Annotated in this window: 15 protein-coding genes and 1 pseudogene; 8 read left to right on the top strand and 8 right to left on the bottom strand. The window is 58.4% G+C overall.

Translation table 11 applies throughout. The features are described 5' to 3' along the window. Positions 1-98: 98 nt before the first annotated feature. From ACP7B0_RS07070 to ACP7B0_RS07060, 3 genes are read right to left on the bottom strand one after another with little or no spacing between them, the layout of a single operon-like run. Entirely contained in the window at positions 99-716 is a 618-nt protein-coding gene (locus tag ACP7B0_RS07070; RefSeq protein ID WP_426140851.1) for a TPM domain-containing protein, read from the bottom strand. 26 nt (positions 717-742) lie between these two features. Then, complete coding sequence (locus ACP7B0_RS07065; RefSeq protein ID WP_426140373.1) at positions 743-1,492, bottom strand: TPM domain-containing protein; 750 nt, start codon at positions 1,490-1,492, stop codon at positions 743-745. Next, positions 1,492-2,064, bottom strand: a complete 573-nt coding sequence (locus ACP7B0_RS07060) for a LemA family protein (protein WP_426140850.1) — start codon at positions 2,062-2,064, stop codon at positions 1,492-1,494. Before ACP7B0_RS07060 ends, ACP7B0_RS07065 begins: the two co-directional genes overlap by 1 nt. Before the next feature lie 314 nt (positions 2,065-2,378). Here ACP7B0_RS07060 and bglX point away from each other — a divergent pair, with 314 nt between their 5' ends. The 6 genes from bglX to ACP7B0_RS07030 all read left to right on the top strand — a co-directional run bounded on the left by bglX (position 2,379) and on the right by ACP7B0_RS07030 (position 11,162). Further along, entirely contained in the window at positions 2,379-4,688 is a 2,310-nt protein-coding gene (gene bglX / locus ACP7B0_RS07055; protein ID WP_426140372.1) for a beta-glucosidase BglX, read from the top strand. Between the two features lie 221 nt (positions 4,689-4,909). Further along, positions 4,910-6,679 (top strand): sensor histidine kinase, encoded by a 1,770-nt coding sequence (locus tag ACP7B0_RS07050; protein WP_426140370.1) that lies wholly within the window; start codon positions 4,910-4,912, stop codon positions 6,677-6,679. Next, complete coding sequence (locus ACP7B0_RS07045; protein ID WP_426140368.1) at positions 6,673-7,998, top strand: sigma-54-dependent transcriptional regulator; 1,326 nt, start codon at positions 6,673-6,675, stop codon at positions 7,996-7,998. The genes ACP7B0_RS07050 and ACP7B0_RS07045 overlap by 7 nt, the downstream gene beginning before the upstream one ends. Positions 7,999-8,200: 202 nt before the next feature. Next, a complete protein-coding gene (locus tag ACP7B0_RS07040; protein WP_426140366.1) occupies positions 8,201-9,523 on the top strand; it encodes an MFS transporter in 1,323 nt (440 codons plus the stop codon). 360 nt (positions 9,524-9,883) lie between these two features. Next, positions 9,884-10,363, top strand: a complete 480-nt coding sequence (locus tag ACP7B0_RS07035) for a hypothetical protein (RefSeq protein ID WP_426140365.1) — start codon at positions 9,884-9,886, stop codon at positions 10,361-10,363. Between the two features lie 175 nt (positions 10,364-10,538). Further along, positions 10,539-11,162, top strand: a complete 624-nt coding sequence (locus tag ACP7B0_RS07030) for a flavin reductase family protein (RefSeq protein WP_426140363.1) — start codon at positions 10,539-10,541, stop codon at positions 11,160-11,162. Positions 11,163-11,177: 15 nt separating this feature from the next. Here ACP7B0_RS07030 and ACP7B0_RS07025 read toward each other — a convergent pair whose 3' ends face one another. Together ACP7B0_RS07025 and ACP7B0_RS07020 are read right to left on the bottom strand one after the other, a co-directional pair. Then, positions 11,178-11,417, bottom strand: coding sequence for a hypothetical protein (locus ACP7B0_RS07025; RefSeq protein WP_426140361.1), 240 nt, complete (start codon positions 11,415-11,417; stop codon positions 11,178-11,180). 50 nt (positions 11,418-11,467) lie between these two features. Beyond that, complete coding sequence (locus ACP7B0_RS07020; protein ID WP_426140360.1) at positions 11,468-11,809, bottom strand: putative quinol monooxygenase; 342 nt, start codon at positions 11,807-11,809, stop codon at positions 11,468-11,470. A 324-nt stretch (positions 11,810-12,133) separates the two neighbouring features. Between ACP7B0_RS07020 and ACP7B0_RS07015 the strand changes: the two genes are divergently transcribed. After that, a complete protein-coding gene (locus tag ACP7B0_RS07015; RefSeq protein ID WP_426140359.1) occupies positions 12,134-13,063 on the top strand; it encodes an AraC family transcriptional regulator N-terminal domain-containing protein in 930 nt (309 codons plus the stop codon). A 27-nt stretch (positions 13,064-13,090) separates the two neighbouring features. Beyond that, positions 13,091-13,253 (top strand): annotated as a pseudogene (locus ACP7B0_RS07010) (transposase domain-containing protein); the annotation flags it as partial. Between the two features lie 141 nt (positions 13,254-13,394). Here the strand turns inward: ACP7B0_RS07010 and ACP7B0_RS07005 are convergent. The 3 genes from ACP7B0_RS07005 to ACP7B0_RS06995 form a co-directional block, all read right to left on the bottom strand. Then, positions 13,395-14,006, bottom strand: coding sequence for a transferase (locus ACP7B0_RS07005; protein ID WP_426140358.1), 612 nt, complete (start codon positions 14,004-14,006; stop codon positions 13,395-13,397). Between the two features lie 172 nt (positions 14,007-14,178). Next, positions 14,179-14,382, bottom strand: coding sequence for a DUF1330 domain-containing protein (locus ACP7B0_RS07000; protein WP_426140356.1), 204 nt, complete (start codon positions 14,380-14,382; stop codon positions 14,179-14,181). A 220-nt stretch (positions 14,383-14,602) separates the two neighbouring features. Continuing rightward, entirely contained in the window at positions 14,603-15,199 is a 597-nt protein-coding gene (locus ACP7B0_RS06995) for a flavodoxin family protein (RefSeq protein ID WP_426140354.1), read from the bottom strand. Positions 15,200-15,223 lie beyond the last annotated feature (24 nt).

Below are 15,223 nucleotides of genomic sequence, written 5' to 3'. Positions count from 1 at the left end.
TCTGTGGGATATTTCTGAACTTTGCGACGTCAATTTCGGCTGTATAGCAGCCGCTTCACTAGAATGGGCCCAACAATCGCGTCAATTGACGGGCCCACTCACCCCAACACCACCAATCGATTCGGCAATTCATTCCGGACCTGAGTCACCGGCACGTGCTCGGCCAACAGATCCCCGCAACGTTGAATGCAGTCGAGAAAACCCTGCAACGTCTGCCCATCGCGCACGTGCTGCGTGAACACGTCGATGACCGCTTTCCAGATATCATCGTGCAGACGGCTGGAAATGCCGTGGTCGACGAGGATTTCCACGTAGCGTTCGGCTTCACAGACAAAGATGAGGATGCCGGTGCCGCCTGCCGTGTGGTGCAGGTTTTGCTCAAGGAACTGACGACGGGCGAGATTGCCCGCGCGCCAATGGCGAACCGACGCCGGGACCAGATACATGGTCAGCGGGCTGAACCGGCAGATCAAAGCCACGACGATAAAGGTCACGATCTGGGTCAGCAGCAGTTCGTTGGCATTCAGCCAGCCGGGCAAATAGTTGATCAGTCCCGGCAACAACAAAGCCACGAGTCCGGCCCAGATCAGGGGCACATAGGTGTAATCGTCGGCTTGTCTGGCCAGCACCGTGACCAATTCCGCATCGGTACGCAGCTCGACCCGAGCGATCGCTTCGGCGACCTGGCGCTGTTGGTCTTGATTCAGTAAAGCCATGGTTACGTCACTCATTGATTCATCGATTACCAACTGCCCGAAGCACCGCCGCCGCCGAAGCTGCCACCGCCACCACTGAACCCGCCACCACCGCCTGATCCTCCGCCGCCGAATCCACCCAGACCGCCCAGGCCGCCCGCGGTGATAAACCCGCCCCTGCCGCCTCGGCCTCCGCCGCCGCGCCCGGACCTCATGAACATGAGGATCAGAAAAATCACCACGATGACCAGCAAACCGATGTTGTCAAAGCCGGTGCCTTGTTGCTCCTGCTCCGCGGCCGGCAGCGCCAGCGGATTGCCACCCAACACCTGAATGATCGCCTGGGCGCCTTGGGTGATACCGCCGGCAAAGTTGCCGGTCTTGAAAGGCGGGGTGATCACCTGATTGATGATCACTGAAGACTGCGCATCGGTCAGGCGATCTTCCAGGCCATAGCCCACTTCGATCCGCACCTTGCGGCCATCCCGGGCGACGATCAATAACGCGCCGCTGTCCTTGCCCTTCTCGCCGATCCCCCAGGCACGCCCCAACTGATAGCCGTAATCCTCGATGCTGGCCCCTTGCAGGTCCGGCAACGTGACGACCACGACTTGCTCGCCGGAGGCCTGTTGATGGGCCTCCAGCATTTGTGTCAGTTGGACTTCGCTTTGAGGGTCCAGCAACTGCGCGTTATCGACCACGCGACCGGTCAGCGGCGGAAACACCAGCGCGGCCTGCGCCGACAGGGCGCAGACCCACAACAGGACGACCGGCAGCGCGAGCCGCACGGCCCTCATCAGAATTTCACTTCCGGCGCTTTCTCCGAGCCAGGGGTGGTGGCTTCGAAGTTAGGGCGAATCGGCAGGTCGCTGTACATCACGGTATGCCAGAGACGACCGGGGAACGTGCGGATTTCAGTGTTGTAGCGCTCGACCGAGGTGATGAAATCACGACGTGCCACGGCGATCCGGTTTTCCGTCCCTTCCAGCTGCGACTGCAATGCGAGGAAGTTCTGGTTGGCCTTCAGGTCCGGGTAACGCTCGGAAACCACCATCAGGCGGCTCAATGCGCTGCTCAACTGTCCCTGGGCATCCTGAAACTGCTTGAGCTTCGCCGGATCATTCAACGTGTTGGCATCGACCTGGATGGACGTGGCCTTGGCCCGCGCTTCAATCACAGCGGTCAGCGTGTCTTGCTCGTGCCTGGCGTAGCCTTTTACGGTTTCCACCAGATTGGGAATCAGGTCGGCTCGCCGCTGATACTGGTTTTGCACCTGAGCCCAGGCTGCTTTCACCTGTTCGTCGTAGGTGGGGATATTATTGATGCCGCAGCCGGTCAATAACGTGCTGAGCATCAGCAAAACACCCATTGCCCATGTCCCGCGTCGCCCTTTGCAGGACTGGTAACCTTGTGTGTGAATCATTATGTAACTCCTGATGTGCCTTTTTGATCTGCCTGGCTCAAGTGACTTTAGCCAAAACGTGAGTTCCCCGGCATAATCCGTGGCCGACGCCGGGCTGCCAGATAAAAAAATGGCTGCGCTACAAAGATACCCGCGCAGACAAAGAGTTCAGCGGCACCCCATCGCCCTGACCGACAATAAGCGCCAAAGGTCTTAAACCCCAAATTATGGCTGCCTGATATCTAACGTAAGTTGCAGGCAAACGCCTTGAGAAGTCATTCATGAATAAGCTGTGTTTACTTGGTCTCCTGGTCAGCCTGGCCAGCCAGCCCGCGTTGTCCGCAAGCGATACCAGCGTTCCTGCTGCCAATAGCCAGGCAACGCTGCACGCGAAAAACGCGTTCATTTCCAATCTGATGAAACAGATGACCCTCGATGAAAAAATCGGGCAACTGCGGCTGATCAGCATCAGTTCGGAAATGCCACAGCCGATGATCCTCAAGGAAATCGCTGCAGGCCGGATCGGCGGCACGTTCAATTCCATCGTGCGCTCGGAGAATCGCCCGCTGCAGGAAGCCGCCGTCGCCAAGAGCCGCCTGAAGATCCCGATGTTCTTCGCCTACGACGTGGTCCACGGCCATCGGACGATTTTCCCCATCAGCCTGGGCCTTGCAGCCAGTTGGGACATGGACGCCATCGCGTTGAGCGGCCGGATTTCCGCTCAAGAAGCCAGCGCTGACAGCCTGGACATGACCTTTGCGCCCATGGTGGACATTTCCCGCGATCCACGCTGGGGCAGAACGTCCGAAGGCTTTGGTGAGGACACGTATCTGGTGTCGCGCATTTCCAAAGTGATGGTCAATGCCTTCCAGGGCAAGGACGTCAGCGCTCCGGACAGCATCATGGCCAGCGTCAAGCACTTTGCCTTGTATGGCGCGGTTGAAGGCGGCCGGGACTACAACACCGTGGACATGAGCCCGACGCGCATGTACCAGGACTACCTGCCGCCTTATCGCACAGCGGTCGACGCGGGCGCAGGCGGTGTGATGATCGCCCTGAACTCGGTCAACGGCGTACCTGCGACGGCCAACACCTGGTTACTGCACGACGTGCTGCGCAAGGAGTGGGGCTTCAAGGGCGTGACCATCAGCGATCACGGCGCAATCAAGGAACTGATCGACCACGGCGTGGCGAAAGACTTGCGCCAGGCCGCCAAACTGGCAATCAAGGCCGGTGTCGACCTGAGCATGAACGACAAAGCCTACGGCGAAGAACTGCCAGGTCTGGTGAAAGACGGTGAAGTTTCCGTCAAGGAAATCGACAGCGCCGTACGTGAGGTGCTGGGCGCCAAGTACGACATGGGCCTGTTCGCCAATCCTTACCTGCGCATCGGCGACGCCGCGCAAGACCCGGTCGACACCTATTCCGAAGACCGCCTGCACCGCGTCGAAGCCCGGGACGTTGCCCGCAAGACGCTGGTCTTGCTGAAAAACAAGGATGAAACCCTGCCGCTGAAAAAACAGGGCACCATCGCCGTGATCGGCAGCCTGGCCAAGAGTCAACTGGACATGCTCGGCAGTTGGTCCGCCGCAGGAAGACCGAAACAATCGGTCACTGTGTACGACGGCCTGGCCAATGCGGTTGGCGACAAAGCCAAACTGGTCTATGCCCGAGGTGCCAACGTCAGTGATAACGACCACATCAACGAATACCTGAATTTCATCGAACACGAGGTCGATGTCGATCCACGCCCGGCTCAGGAAATGATCGACGAAGCGGTCAAGACGGCGGAACAGGCCGATGTGATTGTCGCGGTGGTCGGCGAATCCCGTGGCATGTCCCACGAAGCGGCCAGTCGCAGCAGCCTGAACATTCCCGGCAAGCAACGCGATTTGATCAAAGCCCTGAAGGCCACCGGCAAACCGCTGGTCCTGGTGCTGATGAACGGTCGTCCGCTGGTGCTGGTCGACGAACTGGCCCAGGCCGATGCCATGCTGGAAACCTGGTTCCCCGGCACCGAAGGTGGTAATGCCGTGGCTGACGTGCTGTTCGGGGACTACAACCCGTCCGGCAAGCTCGCCATGTCATTCCCACGTTCAATCGGCCAGTTGCCTACTTATTACGCGCACCTGAACACCGGTCGTCCGTACTCGCCGGACAAAGTCGGCAACTACACGTCGCACTACTTCGAAGAAACCAATGGCCCGCTGTTCCCGTTCGGTTATGGCCTGAGTTACACACAGTTCGATGTGTCGGACATCACCCTCTCGGCCAAAGACATGCCCCGCAACGGCAAGTTGACCGCCAGCGTGACCGTCAAAAACACCGGCAAAGTCGCGGGCGCCACCGTGGTCCAGCTGTACCTGCGCGACGTGACGGCTTCCATCAGCCGCCCGGTGAAGGAGCTGAAGAACTTCGAGAAAGTCATGCTCCAGCCGGGTGAGGAGAAAGTCGTCAGCTTTACCCTCAGTGAAGACGATCTGAAGTTCTATAATCCGAGCCTGAAGTACGCTGCGGAACCCGGCGAATTCAAGGTCATGATCGGCCTTGACTCGGAAGCGGTGAAACAGGCGAGTTTTAACTTGTTGTAAGGCAGCAACCGCCGAGTCATTTCCAGGGAGCCCCCGGCTTCAAGACGCGGGACGGTGCGCAACAACACAGGCTCCGCAAGACCGCTGTAGCCGGGAGCGCGCCCTCCCGGCTACAGAAGGTCCTACGCAAGACGCTGTGATTCCGATGGCTTTGCGACGCTTGATGAAAAGCACACGACAGCGTGTCGCCTGCAAACGGCAACCAACCAGGCAAAACCCGTATGCCCGTCTCCTCCCGCACCTTACGTATCGTCCTCTATGCGCTGATCATTCTTGCTGGCGCAGCGGTGTCTGCGGGCCTGGCCATGCGTCAGGCACAGCGACATGCACAGGCGGACGATGCCGCCCGGGCCGGCGTTCAACTGTCCCTCTATGCCAATACGCTGCACACCTTGATTGAGCGTTATCGGGCACTGCCTGCCGTGTTGGCACTGGACCCGGAAATACGTGCAGCGCTCAATGGCCCGATCACGGCGCAATCCCAGGACGCGCTCAATCGCAAGCTGGAGCGGATCAACGGTGCCGCCCAATCATCAACCCTTGAACTGCTTGACCGTACGGGCCTGGCAGTGAGCGCAAGCAACTGGCGGTTGCCCAGCAGTTATGTCGGGCACAACTACGGCTTTCGTCCTTACTTTCAGCAAACCAGGGCTACAGGCGTTGGGCGCTTTTATGCCGTGGGCGTCACCAGCGGCATTCCGGGTTATTTTTTATCTCATGCGGTGGCTGACGACACGGGAGAGTTTCTCGGCGCCATGGTGGTGAAGCTGGAATTTCCAGAACTTGAGCATCAATGGGCGCAAGGGAACGACCTGCTGTTGATCAGCGACGCCAAGGGCATCGTGTTCATGGCCAATCAACCCGGCTGGCGTTATCGGGAATTGCAGCCGATATCGACGCAAGACCGGGCGCAACTGCTCAGCACACGCCAATACGATCGACAACCGCTGACACCCCTGCAGCGCCGCGAACTTCGGGAGTTTGGTCAAGGCAGCCATTTGACCCGCGTCGACGGTCCCGATGAAACGGCCGATTACCTGTGGCAGTCAATGCCCTTGCCTACCGAAGACTGGACCTTGCATCTGCTGCGCAAACCGCAGATCGCCAGTGAAGACCTTCGCAACGCAGGCATCGCGGCGGCAGGTGCCTGGCTGACTCTGGTGTTCCTCGGGCTGTTCCTTTATCAGCGCTGGCGGCTGGCGCGGATGCGTGAACGCAGCCGCGATGAGCTGGAACGTCTGGTACAGGAGCGCACCGATGAACTGCGCACCGCGCAGGAAGGTCTGGTGCAATCGGCCAAACTCGCGGCGCTGGGGCAAATGTCCGCCGCGCTGGCCCACGAAATCAATCAACCGCTGACCGCCCAGCGCATGCAGCTCGCCACCTTGCGCTTATTGCTGGATCACGGGCGCATTGACGATGCCTATAAAGCACTGACCCCGCTGGACCAGCAACTGACGCGCATGGCCGCGCTCACCGGGCATTTGAAGACCTTCGCCCGCAAAAGCCCCGGCGGCCTGCGCGAGCGACTGGACCTGGCGGCCGTGGTCGACCAGGCCCTGCTGCTTCTGGACTCGCGCATTCGCGACGAACACATTCAGTGCGCGCTACAACTGACCCGCCCAGCCTGGGTTCGCGGTGATGCCATTCGCCTTGAGCAGGTGCTGATCAACCTGCTGCGCAATGCGCTCGATGCCATGCGCGACAAACCGCTCAAACGTCTGGAAATCATTATCAGCGCGCAAGAGAGTCGATGGTGCCTGAGCGTCATAGACAGCGGAGGCGGCATTGCCGCTGAGCATCTGGCGACTCTGTTCGACCCTTTTTTCACCACCAAACCGGTGGGCGACGGCCTTGGACTGGGGCTGGCGGTGTCCTACGCCATCGTGCACGAACTCGGCGGACGACTGACGGCGCAAAACCATGGGCACGGCGCGCAGTTTTCGTTCAGTCTGCCCAACGCTTTTCTGGAGCCAGAACCCCGATGCTGAATTCAGTCATTGTCGTCGACGACGAAGCCCCGATTCGCGATGCCGTGGAACAATGGCTGACGCTGTCCGGTTTTCAGGTGCAAATCCACAGCCGCGCCGAAGATTGCCTGGCGACCCTGCCTGAACACTTTCCGGGGGTCATTCTTACTGACGTGCGCATGCCGGGCATGGACGGCCTGGAATTACTGGCAAAGTTGCAAGCGCTGGACGCCGACCTGCCGGTGATTCTACTGACTGGCCACGGCGATGTGCCAATGGCCGTAGAAGCCATGCGCGACGGCGCCTATGACTTTCTGGAAAAACCGTTCAGCCCCGAAACGCTGCTGAGCAACCTGCGCAGGGCATTGGAAAAGCGCCAGTTGGTCCTGGAAAACCGGCGCTTGCATGAACAGGCCGATGCGCGAGCCCGATTGGATGCCACCCTGCTTGGGGTTTCGCCGGGTCTGCAGGCTTTGCGCCGACAAGTGCTGGACCTGTCGCAGTTACCCGTGAACGTGATAATCCGGGGCGAAACCGGCAGTGGCAAGGAGTTGGTTGCGCGTTGCCTGCATGACTTCGGCCCCCGCGCCACAAAACCCTTCGTGGCGCTCAATTGCGCGGCAATTCCCGAGCAATTGTTCGAAGCCGAGTTGTTCGGACATGAAACCGGAGCGTTTACCGGCGCCCAGGGCAAGCGCATCGGCAAGCTGGAATATGCAGATGGCGGCACCTTGTTTCTGGACGAAATCGAAAGCATGCCGCTGGCCCAGCAGGTCAAGTTACTGCGTGTCCTGCAGGACAAACAGCTGGAGCGCCTGGGTTCCAACAGGCCGATCAAGGTGGATTTGCGGATCATCGCAGCGACCAAGCCCGACCTGCTCGAAGAAGCCCGCGCCGGCCGTTTTCGTGAGGATTTGGCCTACCGGCTTAATGTCGCGGAACTGCGCCTGCCACCGCTACGGGAGCGACGCGAAGATATTCCGCTGCTATTCGGCCATTTCGCACGGTCTGCTGCGCAACGACTGGGGCGCAAAGCGCCGGAACTCAGCGCCACGCAGTTGAGCCAGTTATTGACGCATGACTGGCCAGGAAACGTACGCGAACTGGCCAACGCCGCCGAACGTCATACGCTGGGCCTGAGCAGCCCGGAGCCGGTCGCGATGGATATCGGGGCCTCACTCGCGGCCCAACAGGAAGCTTTCGAAGCCCACTGCCTGCGCGCCGCACTCACGCGGCACAAAGGCGATATCAAGGCGGTGCTCCACGAACTGCAACTGCCGCGCCGCACACTGAATGAAAAGATGCAGCGGCATGGATTGTTGCGCGAGATGTTTGTGTAGGACCTCGCCCCAACGGACTTGCTCAGCGCCTTCATCGGCAACTTTCCGCTCACTGCCATCAGCGCCATAAGCGGATTTCCGCTCATAAAACCTTGCAAACCCCTCTAAACCGGGCCCCTGTCCGCTGGCACAGCTCCTGCTATAGGCCTGCACGGCCGCATTTTGACGTGCCCTTCTAAAAACAATGAATGTAAGGAACACGATGGATATTTCAAACTCTCTATCCGGGTCGGACAGCGCGCCAGCCGCTACAAAGACCACCTCCAGCCGTCTCAAATCGATATTCAGCGGTTCAGTGGGCAACATGGTCGAGTGGTACGACTGGTACGTCTATGCCGCCTTCTCGTTGTACTTCGCCAAATCCTTCTTCCCCAAGGGCGACACCACCGCCCAGTTGCTCAACACCGCTGCGATCTTCGCCGTGGGCTTTTTGATGCGGCCGATCGGTGGCTGGCTCATGGGCCTGTATGCCGACCGCAAAGGTCGCAAGGCTGCATTAATGGCGTCGGTGCTGTTGATGTGCTTCGGCTCGCTGATCATCGCGTTGACACCGGGATATGAAGTCATCGGCGTCGGCGCCCCGATCCTGCTGGTCTTCGCCCGACTGCTGCAGGGACTGTCCGTGGGGGGCGAATACGGCACCTCGGCCACCTACCTCAGCGAAATGGCGACCAAAGAGCGTCGCGGCTTCTTCTCGAGCTTCCAGTACGTGACGCTGATTTCCGGTCAGCTCATCGCCCTGGCTGTACTGATCGTGCTGCAACAAACCCTGACCACCGAACAACTGTACGCCTGGGGCTGGCGTGTACCGTTCGTGATCGGTGCTTTGTGCGCAGTGGTTGCGCTGTTCCTGCGTCGTGGAATGGAAGAAACCGAGTCGTTCACGCGCAAAAAGAAAGAAAAGCCAAAGGAAAGCCTGATGCGCACCCTGATGCGCCATCCCAAGGAATTGATGACCGTGGTCGGCCTGACCATGGGCGGCACCCTGGCCTTTTACACCTACACCACCTACATGCAGAAATATCTGGTGAATACGGTCGGCATGAGCATCACCGACTCGACAACCATCTCCGCTGCAACGCTGTTCCTGTTCATGGTTCTACAGCCATTTGTCGGCGCGCTGTCCGACAAAATCGGCCGCCGTCCGATCCTGATAGCCTTTGGCGTAATGGGTACCCTGTGCACCGTACCTATCCTGACCACGCTGCACACCGTGCAGACCTGGTGGGGTGCGTTCTTCCTGATCATGGCGGCGCTGATCATCGTCAGCGGCTATACGTCAATCAATGCCGTGGTCAAGGCAGAGCTGTTCCCGACCGAAATCCGCGCCCTGGGTGTTGGCTTGCCTTATGCGCTGACCGTTTCGATCTTTGGCGGTACCGCTGAATACATCGCCCTCTGGTTCAAGAGCATTGGTATGGAGACGGGTTACTACTGGTACGTCACCGCCTGCATCGCCGTTTCGCTGTTGGTGTACGTGTTCATGAAAGACACACGCAAGCACTCGCGGATCGAAACAGACTGATTCCTGTATCGACCTGCCTGATCAACGGCAGCCGCATTTGATGTGGCTGCCGTTTTTTTATGGGAGAAGCTTTACCAAGCCCGTTGCTGTTCTGGTGCAATTTTCAACTGAAAAAAGGGTAAACGCAGCAATCAGAAACAACGTCCCATTTTGTCAATATGCTTTACTGCAACCTTTGCCTGAAAACCGCACCACAATCGCTCACCCACTCTTGAGACGCCCAAATACAGGACCTCTTGGGCTACTATCATTTTTAGCGATGATCGCTAGCACTGCCGTTAACTTTGAATTAATAGCTCAGCGCGTAGCATGAACTCCATACCGAGTAGCAAAACTAATTCGTTGTGGAGTACTTATCACATGAAAACAAACAACCTGATCTTCGGCCTGACACTCTCTATTCTGGCTTCAAGCGCGTTCGCTCTTCCTGCTGTTGAAACCAGCTCGACGTTGAATACCCCCGCTGTTGCAGAAGGCGGTTCGTCACACACCAACGCCAGTCATACACGCGCAAATCGTCAAGCTGCCGATGGCGCTGACCACGTCGGCGCAAACCGTCTGGCCGCCGATGGCGCTGACAACGTTGGCCCCAACCGCCAGGCTGCCGATGGCTCAGACCACGTCGGTGCAAACCGTCTGGCCGCTGATGGCGCTGACAACGTTGGCCCTAATCGCCAGGCTGCCGATGGCTCAGACCACGTCGGTGCGAACCGCTTGGCCGCCGATGGCGCTGACAACGTTGGCCCTAATCGCCAGGCTGCCGATGGCTCAGACCACGTCGGTGCAAACCGCTTGGCCGCCGATGGCGCTGACCATGTTGGTGCAAACCGTCTGGGCTGATTGTTCACACGTCCACCCAGCCCGGCTTAATGCCGGGCTTGATCGTTTCAGGGCTGGATAATAGGGTTATCGCCCGAAATCGCGTGCAAATCCGTCAAGGTCGCTGGAGTCAGCACCGCAGGCCTTGCACTATGTCGCATCTCGGCTCCCCTTTGTGGTTACAGGAATTGCGCCAATGTCTGATGAAATCCATTCGTACGAACCTTCCCAAGGGCATCGTCTGCCCCACGATCCGTTCAACGCCATCGTCGGCCCACGGCCCATTGGCTGGATCTCGTCCCAGGACGCCAACGGCAAGTTGAATCTGGCGCCCTACAGTTTCTTCAATGCCTTTAACTACATTCCGCCGATCATCGGTTTTTGCAGCGTCGGCCGTAAAGACAGCCTCAATAACATCGAGCAGACCGGTGAGTTTGTCTGGAACCTGGCCACACGCCCGCTGGCCGAAGCCATGAATAAGAGCTGCGCGCCGGTGTCGCCGGATGTGAGCGAGTTCGAGCTGGCAAACCTGACGCCGCTGGCATCACAGATCGTCGCAGTGCCTCGGGTGAAAGAGACGCCCGTGTCGTTCGAGTGCAAGGTGACTCAGATTATCCAGTTGCAACGAGCGGACAAGGAGCTGGTGCCCAGTTGGTTGATTCTTGGCGAAGTGGTGGCAGTGCACATCGCCAAGCGGCTGCTCAAGGACGGTATCTACGACACGGCGGCAGGGGAACCTATCCTGCGTGGCGGAGGCCCGGCTGACTATTTCCAACTGGGGCCGGAAGCACTGTTTCAGATGTTCCGCCCCAAGGCTTGATGCCTGGGGAGCTGATTACTGCGGGGCGAAAACCGGATTGCCGTCAGCATCAATGTCGATCAGTCGCTCCAGTTCTCCTGCGGCGGCAAGGTCGGCCTCGTGGGCGGTCTTGAACTTCTGCCCGTTCAGTACCCGATGAAACTCGGGGGCGCCGCCTTCATGAAGAGCTTTGACGGCAATGGCGGCGTCATACCCGCCTTCGCCTGGGACCACGGCGGTTACGGCTTCGAAACGCTGAAATTCTTTGCGGGCCATGTAGGCGATCCTGCTGTGGTTAAAAACAGGGGATTCTAAACCGTCGCCAGTCAGATCGCGCGCAACATCTGCTGCACGTCGGCATCGACGCCTTCGTGGGTGGTGAACGTATGGAAATCCAGACTGCTGACGATGAGGTCATGAACGATGTCGGAAAACACCTGCAGCGACGGGGTCTGACACCAGGCGTTCATGGCCTGTTCATCAGCCCACGAACCCGTGATCAGCCAGAGGTCAGGATCCTGCGATGAGTGCTGCAAGGTAAATTGCAGGCAACCGGGGGTATTCAGCGAAGGCTCGACAAGACGGTCAAGGCACGCGCCCAGTTGATCGCCCTGACCGATCCTGGCCCGGGCAAAAACGAAATGGCTCACCGGTATTGATTGAGGCATGGTTGTGGCTCCTTGGTTTTGCACGTCGCGAGACAAATCCGCAGTGCGTCAACAGGAGCAGAGATTAGAGGCTGTCGACAATCACAGGTAGACAGTTCCTGTCAGGTTTTTGCCTGATCCTGCACCCTGGCGGATTGGAGTTCGGTTTTATCAACGCGACGATTGCCGGGTCGGTGATCCTGAGTACGGCGAGCGCGGCGGTTCTACTGCCCCGCGCCATATCCGGCGACAGGATCAGGCAATCATCCGGCAGGAATCGCGTAGCGCTTTGGCTTGCACAAAAATATGCTGGGCTCATTCACTCAGGTTTAAAGGATTCGCGACATGTCCCAGCTCGAACGCCACGTCGAAACCCTAAGTGAAGACATGGAAAAGCAGCGTACCGAACTGGCTGACCTGATTCGCCGCCATGCGCCGAAAGAAGGCCCGCACCGGACCGCAATCGCGCCGCTGTTCATGGTGCGCTATGAAAAACCCTCGGAAAGCTTGCCGGTACTCACGCAACCGGCGTTATGCATCTTTGCCCATGGCAGCAAGCAGGTGCGTCTGGGCGATGAAACCTACACGTACGATCCGCTGAATTACCTGGTGTTGTCAGTCGCGATGCCGTTGAGTGGCAGGATCCTCAACGCCACGGCGGACAACCCCAACCTGGCGCTGCGCCTGGACATTGATCCCGCTGAAATCAACGCATTGATCGCCGATGCAGGCCCCATGAGCGTGCCCACCCGCCCCAGCGGGCGCGGCCTGTATATCGAGCGAATTGATACCCAGTTGCTTGATGCGGTATTGCGCCTGTCACGCTTGCTGGACAGCCCGAAAGACATCGCCATGCTCGCCCCGCTGATCAAACGCGAAATCCTTTATCGCCTGCTGCGCAGCCAACAAGGGCATCGGCTGTACGAAATCGCGATCACCAACTGTCAGACCCATCGCGTAACCCAGGCAATCACCTGGTTGAATGCACATTTTGGCGAGCCATTGCGCATTGAAGACCTGGCCCGGGAAGTCAATCTGAGTGTCTCGACCCTGCACCACCGCTTCAAGGCCGTGACTGCCATGAGCCCATTGCAATACCAGAAGCAACTGCGCCTGCAGGAAGCCCGGCGCCTGATGCTTGCCGATGGTCTCGATGCGTCCGCCGCCGGTTACAAAGTGGGCTATGAGAGCGCGTCGCAATTCAGTCGCGAATACAGCCGCCAGTTCGGTGCGCCGCCGCTGCGGGATATGGCGCGTCTGCGCAAAACGGTTTGAGGATCAGTAGCGACCCTCATCTCTTGATTTGCAGGCTCGCTACGCATCGAAAAAACGGGCGGCGGCGATCATGAGTTTGATCCAGTCTGCGCGGCTGAATGGTCATGATCCGTATGCTCTCACGCGCCTGCCGACGCAGCGTGCGAGTGACATCACAGCATTGCTGCCGCCTAGGTGGGCACCTCTTTAACTAAGCCACGTGTGGTCGCGGGACGATTGCGATGGAAGTTAGTCCAGAATAATCAAGCTTACATACGATGGCTTTCGCAAGAGCTTATAGCCAAGCCGCATTTACGATGCTGAGCGTGGCCAGCTCTAAAGTTGGCGCCACTTAGTCGTAGGCGAACTGGTCAATCAACCCCAGACGTGGAACGTGGGTGTTTGGCCGTAGTAGGGCGCCGGGGGCGATGACTGCGTTTGCCCCAATTTTGCAGCCGTCGCCGACTAAGGCACCGAATTTATTCACTCCTGTCTGGATCACATTGTCATCATGGCGGATTTTGATATCCGCACCCTCCAGTTCGTTACGGTAATTGGCAATGATTGCACCTGCTTCAATATTTACGCCCTCGCCAATCAACGAGTCGCCGACAAAGTTGAAATGTGCCAACTTGCTTCCACCAAGCATGAAGCTGCTTTTCATTTCGCAGCTTGGGCCAACAATGCAATTGCTGCCGAGGTAAACGCCTCCACGCAGGTAAGCTCCCGCCGCCACAAATGATCCTTCGCCGATGATAACTGCGCCTTTCAGCACCGCCCCTTGCTCGACAACGGCACTTTCGTGGATGGCACAGTTTCCATGGCGCCGATAACCCTCGCCAAGGCCTGCCAGCAAGGCCAAAACTTGATTTTCACAGTCTTGAGAAACCAGCCAAGCGGCAGGGGGTACCAATCCCAGCAAGGGCCAACGAGCAATAAACGTACTGATCTCAGGTAACTTCATAGAAATTCTTCCGGTACAGGTAAGGTGCGTGTATCCACACGCTGCTGACGCTGGGGCAATAGAGTTCCCCGAAAATTCAAGCCCACCCCGTGCCTAGGCTTTGCTGAGCTGAGTAGATGACTTCCCGGACGGATACTGCCAGCCGGCCTAAGCCAAGAGACTCGGGTGTACGTTAAGTGGCTCCTTCGAGAATGACAAACGTACCGGTCGCAACACCCACGCGCAGGGCCTTGGCCGCTTGGTATTCGGGGCTTTCATAGAAGCACTTGGCGTCGGCGAACGAGTCGAATTCGAATATCACATGCCGCTCATGGGCTTCACCCTCCAGGTTTTCATACGGTCCCCCCGCTATTACCTTGGGGTTGAAAGGTCGCATTGCCTCACCTGCGGCTTTGGCATAGGCAGCGTAGGCGGTCGCATCCGAAATGCTCACGTGCCCGCGTCAGCATTACCTCCGAGCGTCATCGTGCCGAGGCACAGCTCGGATACATACAGGCCCGTACGGCCAAGTCGCTTGTATTTCATGACTCCGCCTTCAAGATCGATGGATGAAAATGAGCACAGCACCGGGCAAATATCGTCAGCGCGAGTGGATTTCAGACGGACTGAGATTTCCCTGATCGGAACTGCCCGGCAATCACTGCGACGCGTACGCCATACAGACGTGCCGTCTCCAGATCCCCTGGCGACATCTCTTCAGGAGACGCATCGGCAGGTGTTTGCGCCATGGGCGCGATATAGGAGCCCATGCGATTCGGGTCATCGCGTTTCGATGCCTTGACGTTCGCCGGTTTGATATCCAGGCCAACCCATATCCCGGCGTGCTGCCCAGAAAGCAGGAAGAAATATTCAAGCGTGTTGAGTTTGTCGCCGTTGATGCTCGCGCTGTTGGTGAAGCCGCCAAAGATCTTGTTTTGCCATGTGCCTTCGAACCAGGGCTTGGAGGAGGCATCCGCGAATTTCTTAAACTGCCAGCTAGGGCCACCCATGTAAGTAGGTGAGCCGAAGACAATTGCATCTGCGTCAGTGAGGGTTAGCCAGGCATCGTCGGAAATATTGCCCTCGGGGTCGATTGCCACCAATACGGCACCCGTGCCTGCACCTTCGGCGACTGCGGCCGCCATACGCGAGGTGTGACCATAGCCGGAGTGATAAACGATGACAGTTCGAACAGGGATGAAATCGGAGTTCATGAGGGTTCCCTACATGTGGTGGAG

It is taken from the genome of Pseudomonas sp. DWP3-1-2, assembly GCF_049896285.1.
Classification (GTDB): domain Bacteria; phylum Pseudomonadota; class Gammaproteobacteria; order Pseudomonadales; family Pseudomonadaceae; genus Aquipseudomonas.
The sequence above is the reverse complement of the archived record's forward strand: the minus strand, read 5'-3'. Positions and strand labels throughout refer to the sequence as shown.